This is a genomic window from Sedimentitalea nanhaiensis DSM 24252 (assembly GCF_000473225.1).
Taxonomy (GTDB): Bacteria; Pseudomonadota; Alphaproteobacteria; order Rhodobacterales; family Rhodobacteraceae; genus Sedimentitalea; species Sedimentitalea nanhaiensis.
Genome location: NZ_KI421509.1, coordinates 873,053 through 888,962 on the forward strand (window position 1 = coordinate 873,053; position 15,910 = coordinate 888,962).

A 15,910-nucleotide genomic window follows, 5' to 3' on the forward strand; every position below is an offset into this window, starting at 1 on the left:
GCGGATGTACGTGCATATCGGATTGGCCCAGGTGGGTACGCAACGTCTGCAACACGTCATGGCCTCCAAGCGAGAGCAGATGAGCGCCAAGGGCATCCTGTTCCCGCGGGCGCCGGGGACGGGCAACCATACGCGGCTGTACATGGCCGTGACAGACCCGGATCACGTCGACCCCCTACGGTTCAACCGCGGCTATATCACCGGCGACAAACAGGCCACGTTGCAAACAGAACTTTTGGCCCAGCTTGCGGCCGAGATCGCCCAGCATCAGCCCCACACGCTGATCCTGTCGGCTTCGCAACTGGGCACCTCGCTATCCCAGATCAGCGAAGTACAACGGCTGAAGGACCTTCTGTCCAATTTTTCCAATGACATTAGAATCATAGCCCATGTCGACGAACAGGCCAGACTGCTGGTGCGCCACTATGGCGCACAGATCCTAGAAGGCCGCGCCGTGCTCCTGGACCGGGAAATGGCGCTGGCCGAGACAGAAAACTGGTGGCGCGCGTGCCTTGACACCGCGCCTGAACCCAATCCGCAGGCCGGTGTCTTTGCGGAAACACAGGCCGCGCCGTTCTGGTTGGACTACCCCGCCTTGATCCGCTTATGGGAGGCCGCATTTGGCGCGGGCTCGGTCCGGCTGCGCCCCTTTGATGCGCTGACCTTTGCGTCGAAAACTGTGACCGACGAGATCCGTTCCAGTTTCGAAATCGAGCCGACTCTGGGCAAGGCGGACACCGTCGATTTGGCTGGGCAACCCTCGGCGGCCTGGCTGGCGCGCGGACGGCAGTTGAACGCGTTGATCCTCCGCCTCCTGGCTGACCGCAAACGGCTCTTGCCGCGCCAGCTCTGGCGCTCGCTCGTGACTGAACTGGCCATAGATGGCCCGGCCATTGCTCCTGGTGCCTTGGCCCCGGTTTCGCGCCGGTTCACAGCAGACAATGCGGCCCTGTGCAAGGCACATCCGGCGCTCGACCCCAAGGTGTTTCGCCGCGACAGACCATGCCGCACCTGGAGCGAAGCGGATGCCGGGAACGGCTTTCGCGCCAGTCAGTACCTGCTGTCTTTCATGTACCGGATCGACAAAGCCAGCCAGGCGGAACGAAAAACCAAGGCCCCCGAATTGGCCCGCATCGCATCATCGGATGCGCCTCGCGCGCCCGCCAACCGCACCCGTATCGCTGCGACGCGTACTGATCTGACACCGGCCGCCCGTGCGCTGATGCCGCCGCAGGCAGTCCAGAATTTTGAAAAGCTGAAAGCCTCGTCTTTTGCGCCGCACAACCGTCTGGGTGCGGTGAATGAGGAAGAACTGGCCGCGCCGTTCACGCCGATGCCCCCGCGTGTCCTGTCCGCCGGTTCGAGTGGAAACGTGATTGTCGGCTGCATGAAGAACGAGGCCCCCTATATCGTCGAATGGGTTGCCTATCACCGTGCGATAGGTGTGGATACGTTCCTGATCTACACCAATGACTGCACGGATGGCACAGCCGAAATCCTGGACCGGCTGCAACAGATGGGCGTGGTCCATCACCGTGACAACACCGACTGGAAAGGCAACTCGCCGCAACAACACGCGCTGAACAAGGCCCTGAGGGAACCGGTGGTCCGCAACGCCGACTGGATTATCCACATCGACGTGGACGAGTTCATGAACGTGCGCACCGGCAATGGAACGCTGGACGATTTTCTTGCCCATGTGCCGGATGCAACCAATGTCGCCATGACCTGGCGGATGTTTGGCCATAATAAAGTGCGGCGGTTGTCGGACGACTTTGTGATCGAACAATTTGACACCTGCGCACCGAAATACTGTCCGAAACCGCACACTGCCTGGGGCTTCAAGACCATGTTCAAGAACATCGGAGCCTATGCAAAAATCAGCTGCCATCGCCCGAACAAGCTGGACGAAACCATGCGGAACCAGGTGCGCTGGGTCAACGGATCGGGTCACGACATGACGGCTGAGGTCGCTCAGAACGGTTGGCGCAACTCGAAACGTTCAATCGGGTACGATCTGCTACAGCTCAACCATTACGCGTTGCGCAGTGCCGAGAGCTTTCTGATCAAACGGCAACGCGGTCGGGCGCTGCATGTGGACCGATCCATCGGTATCAACTATTGGATCCGCATGGATTGGTCGGATTTCCGCGACATCACCATCAAGCGCAACCTGCCGCGCCTGCGGGCCGAATATGACCGTTTGCTGAGCGATGACATTTTGCGCAATTGGCATGAGCACGGAATGAACTGGCATCGTGCCAAGGCCGAGGAACTGCATGGGCTGCCTGAATTCGAAGACTTGTACCAGCAGGCTCTAAAGCTCAAACTCACGGAAACCGAACGCGCCGCCTATGCGCTGGCCCTGGATATGGAAAGCTGACATCGCGCATGAAGAGGCGAGCCTGATCATTTGACATTTCTTGCTGTACTCACGGTTCGAAACGAAGGCGCCTATTTGCTAGAGTGGCTGGCCCACCATCGCGCGGTGGGATTCACCGATTTCCTTGTCTTCTCAAATGATTGCCAGGACGGCACCGATATCATTCTGGACCGGTTGCAGGACATGGGCTGGTTGACCCACGTCCGAAACGAAGGCCCCTATGCCAAGGGCGGCATCCAGTTCAGCGCATTGAAACAGGCCGCCCAAATGGATATCGTCAGATCCGCCGAATGGATCCTGGCGCTGGATATCGACGAATTCGTCAATATCCATGTCGGCGACCACAGCCTTGGAGCTCTGCTGGCAGCCTTGCCGGAGGCGACGGCGATCACCTTGACCTGGCGGCTGTTCGGCAATGCCGGCATTGTCGAATATACCGATGTGCCGGTCACCCAGACCTTTACCCGCTGCGCACCGGCTGTGATGTATTGGCCCTGGCGATCGGTCATGTTCAAGACCCTATTTCGCAACGACGGCACCTACCGGAAACTGGGCGTACATCGCCCGCGCAACCCGGTGCCCGAGCGGCTGTCCGCCGCGCGATGGTTCGATGGCGAGGGGCGGGAGTTGGACGATCGGTTCAAGCACAAGCGACAGTTTTCGGACTATGGTCGCCCCAACCACGGTCTTGTTCAACTAAACCATTATCCGTTGGGGGCGATGGCAAGCTATCTGCTCAAGGCCGACCGGGGCCGCGCTGTACATTCCCATCAGATTCTGGACGTGGATTACTGGGTCGAACGCAATTTCAACACGGATTCGGATCGATCGATTCTGCGGACGCAATCCCAAAGCGACCCGCTGCTTCATACCCTTCATTCGGATTCCGATTTGGCGACCCTGCATGCGCAGGCCGTGTCATGGCGTCAGGACCGGTTTCAATTCCTTATGGAACAGGAACCGTTTCGCGCGCTGTTTGCCCGGCTGCTGATGACCGCGCCCTCACGGCCCATCACCGCCAATGCGGCCATACAGCTCACCCGATATGCCCTGAAAGGCCTGCACTCTGGAACCGATGGCGCAACGTAGGCAGCCCGACCGCAATCGACCCGTATGAGGGTGCGCAATTCGTCTTGCCCCTCTGGTCGTGGCAGTTGGGCTGTGCTAGCGCAGAGACATGACACAGACCCTGACGATTCAACGCCCGGACGACTGGCATTTGCACTTGCGTGATGGTGCCATGCTGGCGGCGGTGCTGCCCGAAACTGCCCGGCATTTTGCCCGCGCCATCATCATGCCCAATCTCGTGCCACCCGTGGTGACCGGAGCCCAGGCGATGGCCTATCGCGACCGCATTCTGGCGGCCCTGCCCGATGGAATGTCGTTTCAACCACAGATGACCCTGTATCTGACCGAGGACACCGATCCCGAGGATGTCGCCGCCGCCCATGCCAGCGGCCTGATTCGTGCGGTCAAGCTGTATCCGGCCGGGGCAACCACCAATTCAGCCAGTGGCGTGGCCAATTTTGATCGGGTGCGCGGTGTGCTGGAACGGATGGCCGAGATCGGGCTGCCGTTATGTGTGCATGGCGAAGTGACCGCGCCAGAGATCGACATCTTCGACCGCGAGGCGGTATTTATCGACCAGGTGTTGGATCCGATCCGCCGTGCGACGCCCGGCTTGCGGGTTGTGATGGAACATATCACAACCTCCGGCGCAGTGGATTACGTGCGCGCGGGCGGAGACAATCTGGGGGCCACGATCACGACGCATCATCTGGTGATCAATCGCAACCACATTTTGGTCGGGGGCATTCATCCGCACTATTATTGTCTGCCCGTGGCCAAGCGGGAAACGCATCGGCTGGCACTGGTCGACGCAGCGACGTCTGCCGACAAGCCGTTCTTTCTGGGCACCGACAGCGCGCCGCATACCGACGCACTAAAGGAAAACGCCTGTGGATGCGCGGGCTGTTTCACCGCCACCAACACCCTGTCGATTCTGGCCGAAGTGTTTGAGCGCGAGGACGCGCTGGACCGCCTGGAGGCGTTTGTGTCGCGCAACGGCCCGGCGTTTTACGGGCTGCCGGTGAACCGCGAGACCGTGACCCTGGCCCGCGGCGCACCATCGGCCTATCCCGACCGGATCCAGACCGATGACGGACCTGTGACCGTGTTTGACCCCGGGTTCCCCCTGCATTGGAGCGTACTGCCCTGACCCGCCCATCATAGACCTGAACCGAATGGTCCGGGCGTAAACACCGTCATGATCGCCGCCCAGGCGTCGATCGCGACCAAGCCCAAGGATGACACTGATGATCCCCACCTCTTTTCCGCCCGCCGATGAAATGGCCCGCCTCACGGCGCGCATGTTACTCGAAATCGGCGCTGTACATCTGAACGCCGACGAGCCCTTTACCCTGTCCTCCGGACTGCCCAGCCCGACCTATATCGACTGTCGCAAGCTGATTTCCTATCCACGCATTCGCGCCACCCTGATGGATTTCCTGACCGTCACGGTGATGCGCAACGCCGGGTTCGAAGCATTCGACAACATTGCAGGCGGTGAAACCGCCGGCATTCCCTTTGCTGCGCTGGTGGCTGAACGCATGGGGCTGCCTATGACCTATGTGCGCAAGAAACCCAAAGGATACGGCCGCAACGCGCGAATCGAAGGCGTGATGGGGGAAGGCGACCGGGTTCTGCTGGTCGAGGACCTGACCACCGACGGCGGCAGCAAGCTGAGCTTTGTCGACGCCATCCGCGACACCGGGGCGAGTTGTGCGCATACTGCTGTCATATTCTACTACGGAATCTTCCCGGACACCGTAAAAACCTTGGCGGATCACGGGGTTCAGTTGCATCACCTCTGCACCTGGTGGGACGTTCTGGCCGAGGCAAAAGCGTCCAATGCCTTCAGCAACGAGACACTGGAGGAAGTGAAATCCTTTCTCTCCGCCCCGCGCGCGTGGCAGGAGGCAAGACAGGCCGACTGATCTTGGAAACATAAATTTCTTTCCTGCCATCCTCGCCCGGTTGCCGCTAGATGTTGACGCGCGCCCTTTGGGTGCGTCAATATGATGTAGCGGAAAACCATACACACCCTATCCACAGAAACATACAGTTTGCAGCATCCGTCCGGGGTCGGCTATGGGAATACGCCTAGACACAGGCCCTGCCGAAATCGGCAGACAGACCGCATAAAAGCGGCGGCAAGCGAGGGGCAAGATGAACGAGATCACCAGTTTCGATGCGGGCGCGACCGAGCAGCAAACCCGCGATACGATGCCGCATTCGGTCGAGGCCGAACAGCAATTGCTGGGCGCGATCCTGACCAACAATGACGTCTACGACAAGGTCGCCAGCATCATCGGTGCGCAGCATTTCTATGACCCGGTACATGCCCGCATCTACGAAATCGCGGCCGCCCGCATCGCCAAGAACGCCCTGGCCAGCCCGGTCACACTCAAGGCGTTCATGGAAGATGACGAGGGTCTAAAGGAACTGGGCGGACCGGCCTATCTGGCGCGCCTGGCAGGCGCCGCGATCAGCGCCTTTGCGGTGCGCGACTATGCCCAAATGATCTATGATCTGGCGATTCGGCGCGAACTGATCGGTCTGGGTCGTGAAATCAGCGACAAGGCAGCACGAGTCGACGTTGCGAGCGAGCCCCGCGAGCAGATTGTCGAGGCCGAACAGCAGCTGTACAAGCTGAGCGAACAGGGACAGACAGAAAGCGGATTCCAAAGCTTCCTGCGGGCGGTCACGGATGCGGTCAATGTCGCCAACGCCGCCTATCAACGCGAAGGTGGGCTCGCCGGTGTCTCTACCGGACTGGTGGATATGGACAAGAAGCTGGGCGGGCTGCACCGCTCGGACTTGCTGATTTTGGCTGGACGCCCGTCGATGGGCAAGACGTCGCTGGCCACCAACATCGCCTTCAACGTAGCCAAGGCCTATAAGCGCGGTGTCCTGCCCGACGGAACCGAAGGCACGGTCGATGGCGGCGTTGTGGGATTTTATTCGCTTGAAATGAGTGCCGAGCAGCTCGCCGCACGGATTCTGTCAGAAGCATCAGAAGTGCCATCCGAACAGATCCGTCGCGGCGACATGACCGAGGCCGAATTCCGCCGCTTTGTCGAAGCAGCCAAATCGCTGGAAGCCTGCCCGCTCTATATCGACGACACCCCGGCCCTGCCGATTTCACAGCTCGCGGCCCGCGCGCGCCGGCTGAAACGAACCCACGGGCTGGATGTACTGATCATCGACTATCTGCAACTGGTACGCGGCACCGGACGGTCGGAAAACCGGGTCAACGAGATCAGCGAGATCACCATGGGCCTGAAGGCCATCGCCAAGGAACTGGACATTCCCGTGATTGCCCTTTCCCAGCTGAGCCGTCAGGTCGAATCCCGCGAAGACAAGCGACCGCAGCTGTCGGATCTGCGTGAATCCGGGTCGATCGAACAGGATGCGGATGTGGTGATGTTCGTGTTCCGCGAGGAATATTACGTCGAGCGCGAAAAACCTTCGGACGACCGGCTCGATGAAATGGCGGCCTGGCAGGAGCGCATGGAACGTTTGCACGGCAAAGCCGAGGTGGTGATCGGCAAACAACGCCACGGTCCCATTGGCTCCGTCGAACTCAGCTTTGAAGGGCGTTTTACCCGGTTCGGCAATCTGGTCAAACCCTGGCAGCAGAACGAAAATCAGGAATTTTGATCTCAGGCAAACCGGTTGAGGCGCAAGAACCAACGAAACCGGTCCCGGGAGACATTGGCTTTCTTGAAATTCACCCCGGATCGGCCTATCTTTGTGCTACAAGTCGCAAGCGACGCTCATTGCGACACCGCAGTGTTTACTTGTTGTTCGCATAAACGCCGCTAGGCTCATGGCGATGAAAAGCGAACCAACCGAGGAAAGAGGCGATGAAAATGGCTGGACCTGACCCGATTATTGTTTGACCTGTCGGCTTGCAGCTTCTGCAAGCCGTTTGTCCAGTTGTTCAACCCGGCTCCGAAGCTGTTCCGGGGTTTGCGTGGGCATCGCCCTGCGATCGTACCGTTTCAATTCAACGGCATTGCGTTGAAAGGCATCCAACAACTGAATGCCGCATATTCTGGCATCCTCCGCCGTGTGGCGAATGACTTCCACGGCGTTCAGGCGGCCCTCGTCGCTTAGGGTGCGAAAGCTGGGATAGTTGATCGCCTCGATCTGCACCCGGATCTTTTCCAGCAGCCCATAGAATTCAACTGCCTGCTGCAGCACGTCATCTGAAATCTCGTGCACGTCCCTGATCCGGTTGCGGTAAATTTCGGTATGGCGTGCATCCGTGATATGCGGCACCAGATTGCGGTCGGCAAACAGGGCCTTGCGCAAATCGGCCCTGGATGGGGATTTTTCAAGAAAAATCTCCATGTCCCGCGTGTTAAAGTCGATCTCGGCAAACAGCGCGCGCATCAGGTTGTCCTGTGCCTGCCGTCGCCGCTGTTCCGCGCGCCGATCATCCAGCAAACGTTTGGCGAACCAGATGGCAAATCCGATTGTCGGCGCAAGAAGGGCAATAAAGAACCGTATGTCGATGTCGCCCATACCCCACCCCCTGATCCTTTGGCCATCCCACACAACAGACCTGCGCGGTGAAATGCAAGCCTGCCCCGGAAAGATGGCGGGCAGAGAGGCATATGAATTCCCATTCCCTCTTGACGCGCCGCGCGCCCATGTCATGAACAGGCCATGAGCACAGGAAAACTGACAATCGATCTGGCCGCCCTTGCGGATAACTGGCGTGCGCTGGACTCCCTGTCGCGGTGCGAAACAGCCGCCGTGATCAAGGCCAACGGCTACGGGCTGGGTTCGGCGCAGGTTGCCAAAACGCTGGCACAGGCCGGTGCCCGGCACTTCTTTGTTGCCATCGCCGAAGAGGGCGCAGCGGTGCGTCAGGCCCTGGGACAGGGGCCGCGCATTTCGGTATTTTCCGGGCACATGCCCGGCGACCGGGACTTGATTGCAGCCCACGATCTGACTCCGATGCTGAACTCGATCGACCAGATGCTGCATCACGTCGAGGCCCTGCCAGGCCATCGCTTTGGCATTCAACTGGACAGCGGCATGAACCGGTTGGGAATGGAAGCCGCCGAATGGGCCGCGTTGCGCGATATTGCGCTGTCGCAAGACCCGACGCTGATCATGTCGCATCTGGCCTGTGCGGACGAACCCGACCATGACATGAATGCCCGGCAGCTGCGCAACTTTGTCGAGATGACCGACGGTATCGATGTGCCCCGTTCGCTTTCGGCCACCGGTGGCATCCTCTTGGGCCGCGACTTTCATTTCGACCTGACCCGCCCCGGTGTCGGCCTTTATGGCGGGATGCCCTTTGCCGAGGCCCGGCCGGTCGTCACGCTGGATCTGCCGGTCATCCAGATACGCGACATCGAGGCTGGCGAAGCGGTCGGTTATGGCAACACCTGGATCGCACAGCGCCCGTCTCGTATCGCCACCATCGCCGCCGGATATGCCGACGGTCTGCTAAGAGCCATGGGACCCAAAGCGCAGCTGTTCGCCGGGTCCAGCCGCTGCCCGGTGGTGGGACGGGTCTCGATGGATCTGATCACAGCTGACGTCACGGATCTGCCGCAGGACCCCGACACCCTGTCGATCATGGGCCCCGCCCAGACGGTTGATGACATCGCCGAGGCCGCCGGAACCATCGGATATGAAATTCTGACGTCGCTGGGCGGACGGTATCAGCGGGAGTATCATTCTTGAACCCTCTCACTATTTTGGAACGGCTGGGCCGCGCGGTTCTGACCGCCCTGGCGCTGATCGGGCGCGTGGCCATGTTCACTGCCCGCGCGTTCAGTCACATCCTGCGCCCTCCGTTCTATCCCCGCGAGTTCGCACAGGCCCTGCTGAGCATCGGCTGGCTGTCCCTGCCAGTGGTTGGCCTGACAGCGATCTTTACCGGCGGCGCACTGGCCCTGCAGATCTATTCCGGCGGTGCGCGGTTCAATGCCGAAGCGGTGGTGCCCCAGATCGTCGCCATCGGCATGGTGCGCGAATTGGGGCCGGTTCTGGTCGGGCTGATGATCGCGGCGCGGGTCACCTCCAGCATCGCAGCCGAGATCGCCACGATGAAGGTCACCGAACAGATCGACGCGCTGGTCACCCTGTCCACCCACCCGATGAAATACCTGGTTGCACCGCGGGTGCTGGCGGCATTGATCACCGTGCCTTTGCTGGTGGCGGTCGGCGACATCATCGGCATCGGCGGCGGGTATGCCGTGGCGGTCAAGAATCTCGGGTTCAATGCCGCCGCCTATCTGCAGAACACCGTCGATTTTCTGGAAATGCGCGATGTCGTATCCAGCCTGGTCAAGGGTGCGGTCTTTGGCGTCATCGCGGCCACGATGGGCTGTTTTTACGGCATGCAGTCCGGTCGGGGTGCCCAGGGCGTGGGCGGCGCCACCAAGGACAGCGTCGAAGCCGCCGCAATCCTGATCCTGGCCGCCAATTTTGTGCTTACAGGGGTGTTTTTCTCGATATGATCCGGATGGAAAACGTTGAAAAGGCCTTTGGCAGCAACCGTGTCCTGCAGGGTATGTCATTGGAGATCCCCAAAGGCACGTCGATGGTGATCATCGGCGGTTCAGGCACCGGAAAATCGGTGGCGCTGAAATGCATCCTGGGGCTGATCCAACCGGATTCCGGCAAGATCCTGGTGGATGGCAAGGATGCGGCCTCGGGCGACCGGGACGCCTTTCTGGCCCGGTTCGGCATGCTGTTTCAGGGCGGCGCGCTGTTTGACAGCCTGCCAGTCTGGCAGAATGTCGCCTTTCGCCTGCTGCGCGGATCGCTCAAGCGCCCGATCAGCGAGGCGCGTGAAATCGCCATCGACAAACTGCGCCGCGTCGGGCTGAAACCCGCTGTGGCCGATCTGTTCCCTGCTGAACTGTCGGGGGGCATGCAGAAACGTGTTGGCCTTGCCCGCGCCATCGCGGCAGAACCCGAGATCATCTTTTTTGACGAGCCAACGACCGGGCTGGATCCGATCATGTCAGGTGTCATCAACGACCTGATCCGCGAAATCGTGGTGGAAATGGGTGCCACGGCAATGACCATCACCCACGACATGACATCGGTACGCGCAATTGCCGACAACGTGGCGATGTTGCACGACGGGGTGATCAAATGGACCGGCCCGGTAGCCCGGATGGACACCTCGGGCGATCCCTACCTCGACCAGTTCATCCATGGCCGCGCCGAAGGTCCGATCGAGGCCGTACGGTGAGCGCGGTCGCATGCAAGGAAATTCGAAATTTCTTGTCAAATTCCGCGCAAGAAATTTGCGTCATACAAACCTTGTGCGGATAATGCCATGGTGCTGCGCCTCACCAATCTGGCTCTGCTGATCCTCTACCCCATCGCCTGGTTTGCACCGCTGTTGCGCGCCGGCATGCTGCCCCTGTTCGGTCTGTCGGAAATCTCGGTGATGTCCGGCCTGCAAAGCCTTTGGGACACCGATGTGGCGCTGGCCCTGCTGGTCACCTTTCTGGCCGTCTTTGCCCCATATCTCAAGACTATCGGTCTGGCTCTGATTCATTTTGGCCAGCTGCGCCGCCGCGTTCTGCCGGCTCTGGATATTCTGGGCAAGCTGGCGATGGCCGACGTATTCCTGATCGCACTCTACATAGTGGTGGTCAAAGGCATCGGTCTGGCAACGATACAGACAGCCTGGGGGCTGTATCTGTTTACGGCCTGCGTGATGGCCTCGATGGCAATCAGCCATTTGACGGCCAAGCGCTGAGACGGCACAAGACAACATGGCAAAAACCAAAACCTATACCTGTTCGGCCTGCGGGGCGTCGTTTTCGAAATGGTCCGGACGCTGCGAAGGCTGCGGCGACTGGAACACCATTATAGAAGAGGCCCCCCTCTCCGCAGGCCCGGCGTCGAAATCGCTGGGCGCAAAACGCGGTCATGCCATCACGCTCACTGACTTGTCGACCGAGGAACCGCCACCACCGCGCACCCGGTCCGGGATGGATGAACTGGACCGCGTCCTGGGCGGCGGGCTGGTGGCGGCCTCGGCCATTCTGGTCGGTGGCGATCCGGGTATTGGTAAATCCACCCTGTTGTTGCAGGCGGCGGCCAAATTCGCCAATGCGGGGCTGAAGACGCTCTACATCAGCGGCGAAGAAGCCAGCGCCCAAGTGCGGATGCGCGCGCAACGTCTCGATCTGGCCAGCGCCCCGGTGAAACTGGCCGCTGAAACCAACCTGCGCGATATCCTGACAACCCTGGAAGCCGAACGCCCGCAATTGGCGATCATCGATTCGATTCAGACGATGTGGGCCGACAATGTCGACAGCGCGCCCGGGTCGGTCAGCCAGGTGCGAGCGGCGGCGCACGAGCTGACCACCTTTGCCAAGCGTCGCGGCACCAGCGTGATCCTGGTGGGGCATGTCACCAAGGACGGGCAGATCGCCGGGCCAAGGGTGGTCGAACATATGGTCGACACCGTGCTTTATTTCGAGGGCGAGCGCGGGCACCAGTTCCGTATCCTGCGCGCGGTCAAGAACCGATTCGGCCCTGCGGATGAGATCGGCGTTTTCGAGATGACCGGGCGGGGGCTGGCCGAGGTTCTCAACCCGTCGGCGCTGTTTCTGTCAGAGCGCGGCCAACCCAGCGCCGGGTCGGTTGTATTCGCTGGCATCGAAGGCACGCGCCCGGTGCTTGTGGAATTGCAGGCCCTGGTCGCACCCAGCCCCCATTCCCAACCCCGCCGCACAGTCGTTGGCTGGGACGGGGGGCGGCTGGCGATGATTCTGGCGGTCCTGGAAGCCCGTTGTGGGATTCCCTTTGCCGGGTTGGATGTTTACCTGAACGTCGCAGGCGGGATGAAAATCTCTGAACCCGCCGCCGATCTGGCGGTCGCGGCGGCGTTGCTCAGTGCGCGCGAGGACGTGGCTTTGCCCGCCGATACCGTGGTTTTTGGAGAAATCAGCCTGTCCGGGGCGTTGCGCCCTGCCCCACAGACAGAAAACAGGTTGAAGGAAGCGCAAAAACTTGGTTTCACCGCCGCCATTGCTCCGGCTGGTGGCAAAACCGGCACAGCTGATAGTCTTGCGTTAACGCGGGCTACAGATTTGACCGGTTTTGTAGGAGAAGTATTCGGAGCCGGGTAACGACGCGCCTAAAGGTCACAGGCATAAACAGGACGGATCAGGACTATGGAAGGTTTCACCATCATCGACGGGGTCGTCGCCCTGATCATCGTTGTCTCTGCGCTGCTGGCTTATTCGCGCGGTTTCGTGCGCGAAGCCATGGCCATCGCCGGCTGGATCGCCGCCGCAATTTTGGGATTTCTGTTTGCGCCCGCCGTCGAACCCCTGATCAAGGAAATTCCGGTTCTCGGCGATTTTGTCGCCGACAGCTGCGAACTCAGCATCATCGCCGCCTTTGCTGCCGTCTTTGCCGTTGCGCTGATCATCGTGTCTTTCTTTACCCCGCTGTTTTCCTCGCTGGTCCAACGCTCGGCCCTGGGTGGGATCGACCAGGGGCTGGGGTTTTTCTTTGGCGTGGCGCGCGGCATTCTGCTGATCGCCATCGGCTTCTTTGTCTATGAAACCGTAATCACCGAGCAGACCTTTACCATGGTCGATCAAAGCCGCTCGGCTCAGGTCTTCTCTCGGCTGACCGATACCATCGAGGAGCGTAACCCCGAACAGGCGCTCGGTTGGATCACGCTGCAATACGAAAATCTGGTCAGCAGCTGCGGCGAGTAACTCCTCTCCGGCCAGATCGGCCGGTCCGAAAAATTCCAAGGAATCGCCCAGATTGCGGGTTCCGTGGCCACAGAATTGCCGTGCTCAGCCCGCAATCTGGCGCATCCGGGACACCGTTTTGGTAAACAGACTATGATTGGGAGGTCACATCTGGTTTGCAATCCACGTCTTTGGTCGGGGATTGGCCCGGATCTGGAAAAAGTAAACGATTATGGCCGCAATAGTGACCAAAAAACGGCGAATTTTCGATGCCAGCTTAGAGCCAGAACAAACGGACACACGCTGACAAAGGACCACGCAAATGTTTTTGAACCACGGACAAGCTTTCGCCCAATTCGCCCCCGCCGATGCCGCTGCCAAGCCGCCGGTTCTTTCTCTGCCCAAACGTCAGGAAGTGAATGCCTTCAAGGCAGGAACGATGCTGGAAACCCCATCCGGTTGGCAGACCGTCGAGACACTGAATGCAGGGGATCGAGTATATACTCTGGACGGCGGGTTCGCTGAATTGATCCGCATCCGGCAACACCGTGTGGCCGCCGGTTCGGCCCGGGCCATTCATGTGCCCGCCGGAAGCCTGAACAACTGTTCCGATCTGGTTCTGACCGCCGGGCAGCATGTCGCCCTGGTCGAACCGGAATGCGAGACCCTGTTTCAGGCCCCCTGTGTTCTGGCCCCCGCCTCTGCACTGTGCGGCTTTCGCGGAATCACTTCGGTTGTCGGCTTTTCCGACATTGAGGCGACGGAACTGACCTTTGCCAACGAAGAAATCGTCTATGCCCAGACTGGCGCGTTGATCCATGTTCCGTCGGGCGTTACCGATCCGTTCTTCCGCACCCTGCGGTATGGCGAAACCCGCGCCCTGCTGTCGATGCTGAACCGGGGTCATTGCGGCCTGGACCCGCTGGGTTTTGCCCCTGCGCTTGCCGCCTGATCCACACCACCACCCGACACCCACCACAAATGGCCGCTCCTCTACGGGGCGGCCTTTGACATTTCAGCGCTGAGCAGAGCCGGGTTGGCCATGGCGCTCTCCCGCGAAGGGCGAAATGCAAAGGTTTGATGACTGGACGGGTGACACTGGTGGACAGAGGCTCTATGTGAGGGGCATCCTGCCACTGGATTCGGAGCTGCCCCGCTTTGTCCACCCTGCATATGCCGCCCGCCCATCCTTTTGATACCTCAGGTCTGCTTGATCTTGGTGAGGATGATACCTTGCACGAAGAATGCGGCATCTTTGGTGTTGTCGGCGTTCAGGACGCCTCGACCTTTGTCGCGCTCGGTCTGCATGCCTTGCAGCACCGCGGGCAAGAGGCCGGCGGCATCGTGGCCCATGACCCGGAACAGGGGTTCAATAACGCCCGCCGCTTTGGCTATGTGCGCGACAATTTCACCAGTCAGAAAATCATGGAAACCCTGCCCGGGCCATTGTCCATCGGACACGTGCGTTATTCCACATCGGGCAGCAAGGGGCAGACCGCGATTCGCGATGTGCAGCCGTTCTTTGGTGAATTTTCGATGGGCGGAGCGGCGATTGCCCATAATGGCAATATCACCAACGCCAATACCCTGCGGCGCGAACTGATCGAGCGGGGGTCAATCTTTCAATCCTCTTCCGACAGCGAATGCATCATCCATCTGATGGCACGGTCGATGGGACGGTCCATTCCCGACCGGATGGAAGAAGCTTTGCGCAAAGTCGAAGGCGCGTTTTCCGTTGTGGCGATGACTCGTACCAAACTGATCGGCGTGCGCGACCCGCTGGGCGTGCGCCCGCTGGTGCTGGGCAAGATTGGCGATGGGTGGGCGCTCAGTTCAGAGACCTGCGCGCTGGATATAATCGGTGCCGAATTCGTACGCGAGATCGAGCCCGGCGAGATGGTCGTCATCAACACCGATGGGGTGCAAAGTCATTTCCCCTTCCGCCGTCAGAAACCACGCTTCTGCATTTTCGAGCACGTCTATTTCAGCCGCCCCGACAGCATTCTGGGAGGGCGCAGCGTTTATGAAACCCGCGAGGCGATCGGTCGTGAACTGGCTAAGGAAAGCCCGGTAGAGGCCGATCTGGTCTGCCCGGTGCCCGACAGTGGAACCCCGGCAGCAATCGGGTTCTCGCTGGAAAGTGGCATTCCCTATGCCATGGGGATTATCCGCAACCAGTATATGGGCCGGACCTTCATCGAACCGACCGAGCAGATTCGCAACATGGGCGTGCGTCTGAAACTGAACGTCAATCGGGCGCTGATCAAAGGCAAGCGTGTCATCCTGGTGGACGATTCCGTTGTCCGCGGCACCACCAGCCGCAAAATCAAGGAAATGATTCTGGATGCCGGCGCGAAAGAGGTGCATTTCCGAATCGCATCCCCCCCCACCGCCTGGCCCTGTTTTTACGGGGTCGACACGCCGCAGCGCGAAAAGCTGTTGGCCGCGACCATGTCCGAAGACGAGATGCGCGAACACCTGGCTGTGGACAGTCTAAAGTTCATCTCGCTGGATGGTCTCTACCGCGCCGTCGGCGAGGCTCAGGGACGCAATCCCACCTGCCCGCAATATTGCGACGCCTGTTTCTCGGGTGAATACCCCGTCAAGCCCGCCGATATGGTTGAACAGGGCTTTCAGATGAAGCCCGCCGCAGAATAGGCCGATCAGCGCCGTCTGCCGTGACCGCATTGGGCAGGGTATTGCCGACAGGCCCATTTCGGCACACGGACTGCTCTTTTCCCGCCGATTGACGCATGCT

Annotated in this window: 14 protein-coding genes; 13 read left to right on the forward strand and 1 reads right to left on the reverse strand. The window is 60.2% G+C overall.

The annotated features are described in order from the left end of the window. Nucleotides 1-31: 31 nt before the first annotated feature. The 5 genes from NANH_RS0105900 (at nucleotide 32) to NANH_RS0105920 (ending at nucleotide 7,105) form a co-directional block, all read left to right on the forward strand. On the forward strand, nucleotides 32-2,383 hold the full coding sequence (locus NANH_RS0105900) for a glycosyltransferase family 2 protein (RefSeq protein WP_322786783.1): 2,352 nt from the start codon (nucleotides 32-34) through the stop codon (nucleotides 2,381-2,383). 30 nt (nucleotides 2,384-2,413) lie between these two features. After that, the gene (locus tag NANH_RS0105905) at nucleotides 2,414-3,472 is read left to right on the forward strand and encodes a glycosyltransferase family 2 protein (RefSeq protein WP_027261189.1); all 1,059 of its coding nucleotides are present in this window, start codon (nucleotides 2,414-2,416) and stop codon (nucleotides 3,470-3,472) included. Between the two features lie 88 nt (nucleotides 3,473-3,560). Continuing rightward, complete coding sequence (gene pyrC / locus NANH_RS0105910) at nucleotides 3,561-4,601, forward strand: dihydroorotase (RefSeq protein WP_027261190.1); 1,041 nt, start codon at nucleotides 3,561-3,563, stop codon at nucleotides 4,599-4,601. 97 nt (nucleotides 4,602-4,698) lie between these two features. After that, entirely contained in the window at nucleotides 4,699-5,379 is a 681-nt protein-coding gene (locus NANH_RS0105915; RefSeq protein ID WP_027261191.1) for an orotate phosphoribosyltransferase, read from the forward strand. A gap of 232 nt (nucleotides 5,380-5,611) precedes the next feature. Beyond that, nucleotides 5,612-7,105 carry a replicative DNA helicase gene (locus tag NANH_RS0105920; RefSeq protein ID WP_027261192.1) on the forward strand — a complete coding sequence of 498 codons (1,494 nt, stop codon included), beginning with the start codon at nucleotides 5,612-5,614 and terminating at the stop codon, nucleotides 7,103-7,105. Nucleotides 7,106-7,336: 231 nt separating this feature from the next. On the opposite strand, the gene NANH_RS0105925 is transcribed toward NANH_RS0105920, so the two are convergent. Next, nucleotides 7,337-7,975 carry a hypothetical protein gene (locus tag NANH_RS0105925; protein WP_027261193.1) on the reverse strand — a complete coding sequence of 213 codons (639 nt, stop codon included), beginning with the start codon at nucleotides 7,973-7,975 and terminating at the stop codon, nucleotides 7,337-7,339. Nucleotides 7,976-8,119: 144 nt separating this feature from the next. On the opposite strand from NANH_RS0105925, the gene alr reads away from it, so the two are divergent. From alr to purF, 8 genes are all read left to right on the forward strand, one after another. After that, on the forward strand, nucleotides 8,120-9,154 hold the full coding sequence (gene alr / locus NANH_RS0105930) for an alanine racemase (RefSeq protein ID WP_027261194.1): 1,035 nt from the start codon (nucleotides 8,120-8,122) through the stop codon (nucleotides 9,152-9,154). Further along, nucleotides 9,151-9,933 (forward strand): MlaE family ABC transporter permease, encoded by a 783-nt coding sequence (locus NANH_RS0105935; protein WP_027261195.1) that lies wholly within the window; start codon nucleotides 9,151-9,153, stop codon nucleotides 9,931-9,933. The genes alr and NANH_RS0105935 overlap by 4 nt, the downstream gene beginning before the upstream one ends. Further along, on the forward strand, nucleotides 9,930-10,676 hold the full coding sequence (locus NANH_RS0105940; protein WP_027261196.1) for an ABC transporter ATP-binding protein: 747 nt from the start codon (nucleotides 9,930-9,932) through the stop codon (nucleotides 10,674-10,676). Before NANH_RS0105935 ends, NANH_RS0105940 begins: the two co-directional genes overlap by 4 nt. Before the next feature lie 87 nt (nucleotides 10,677-10,763). Continuing rightward, entirely contained in the window at nucleotides 10,764-11,192 is a 429-nt protein-coding gene (locus NANH_RS0105945) for a paraquat-inducible protein A (protein WP_036049480.1), read from the forward strand. 16 nt (nucleotides 11,193-11,208) lie between these two features. Continuing rightward, the gene (gene radA / locus NANH_RS0105950; protein ID WP_027261198.1) at nucleotides 11,209-12,573 is read left to right on the forward strand and encodes a DNA repair protein RadA; all 1,365 of its coding nucleotides are present in this window, start codon (nucleotides 11,209-11,211) and stop codon (nucleotides 12,571-12,573) included. 45 nt (nucleotides 12,574-12,618) lie between these two features. Next, complete coding sequence (locus NANH_RS0105955) at nucleotides 12,619-13,173, forward strand: CvpA family protein (protein WP_027261199.1); 555 nt, start codon at nucleotides 12,619-12,621, stop codon at nucleotides 13,171-13,173. 301 nt (nucleotides 13,174-13,474) lie between these two features. Continuing rightward, nucleotides 13,475-14,104: a Hint domain-containing protein gene (locus NANH_RS27375; RefSeq protein ID WP_051372257.1), complete on the forward strand. Its 630-nt coding sequence runs from the start codon at nucleotides 13,475-13,477 to the stop codon at nucleotides 14,102-14,104. A 221-nt stretch (nucleotides 14,105-14,325) separates the two neighbouring features. Further along, the gene (gene purF / locus NANH_RS0105965) at nucleotides 14,326-15,810 is read left to right on the forward strand and encodes an amidophosphoribosyltransferase (RefSeq protein WP_027261200.1); all 1,485 of its coding nucleotides are present in this window, start codon (nucleotides 14,326-14,328) and stop codon (nucleotides 15,808-15,810) included. Nucleotides 15,811-15,910 lie beyond the last annotated feature (100 nt).

Excerpts from the sequence above, each read along its gene's own strand:
- NANH_RS0105915 (WP_027261191.1), top strand. The coding sequence starts at position 4,699 with ATGATCCCCACCTCTTTTCCGCCCGCCGATGAAATGGCCCGCCTCACG.
- NANH_RS27375 (WP_051372257.1), top strand. The coding sequence starts at position 13,475 with ATGTTTTTGAACCACGGACAAGCTTTCGCCCAATTCGCCCCCGCCGAT.
- NANH_RS0105955 (WP_027261199.1), top strand. The coding sequence starts at position 12,619 with ATGGAAGGTTTCACCATCATCGACGGGGTCGTCGCCCTGATCATCGTT.
- purF (WP_027261200.1), top strand. The coding sequence starts at position 14,326 with ATGCCGCCCGCCCATCCTTTTGATACCTCAGGTCTGCTTGATCTTGGT.
- NANH_RS0105925 (WP_027261193.1), bottom strand. The coding sequence starts at position 7,975 with ATGGGCGACATCGACATACGGTTCTTTATTGCCCTTCTTGCGCCGACA.
- radA (WP_027261198.1), top strand. The coding sequence starts at position 11,209 with ATGGCAAAAACCAAAACCTATACCTGTTCGGCCTGCGGGGCGTCGTTT.
- NANH_RS0105945 (WP_036049480.1), top strand. The coding sequence starts at position 10,764 with ATGGTGCTGCGCCTCACCAATCTGGCTCTGCTGATCCTCTACCCCATC.
- NANH_RS0105920 (WP_027261192.1), top strand. The coding sequence starts at position 5,612 with ATGAACGAGATCACCAGTTTCGATGCGGGCGCGACCGAGCAGCAAACC.
- alr (WP_027261194.1), top strand. The coding sequence starts at position 8,120 with ATGAGCACAGGAAAACTGACAATCGATCTGGCCGCCCTTGCGGATAAC.
- NANH_RS0105940 (WP_027261196.1), top strand. The coding sequence starts at position 9,930 with ATGATCCGGATGGAAAACGTTGAAAAGGCCTTTGGCAGCAACCGTGTC.
- pyrC (WP_027261190.1), top strand. The coding sequence starts at position 3,561 with ATGACACAGACCCTGACGATTCAACGCCCGGACGACTGGCATTTGCAC.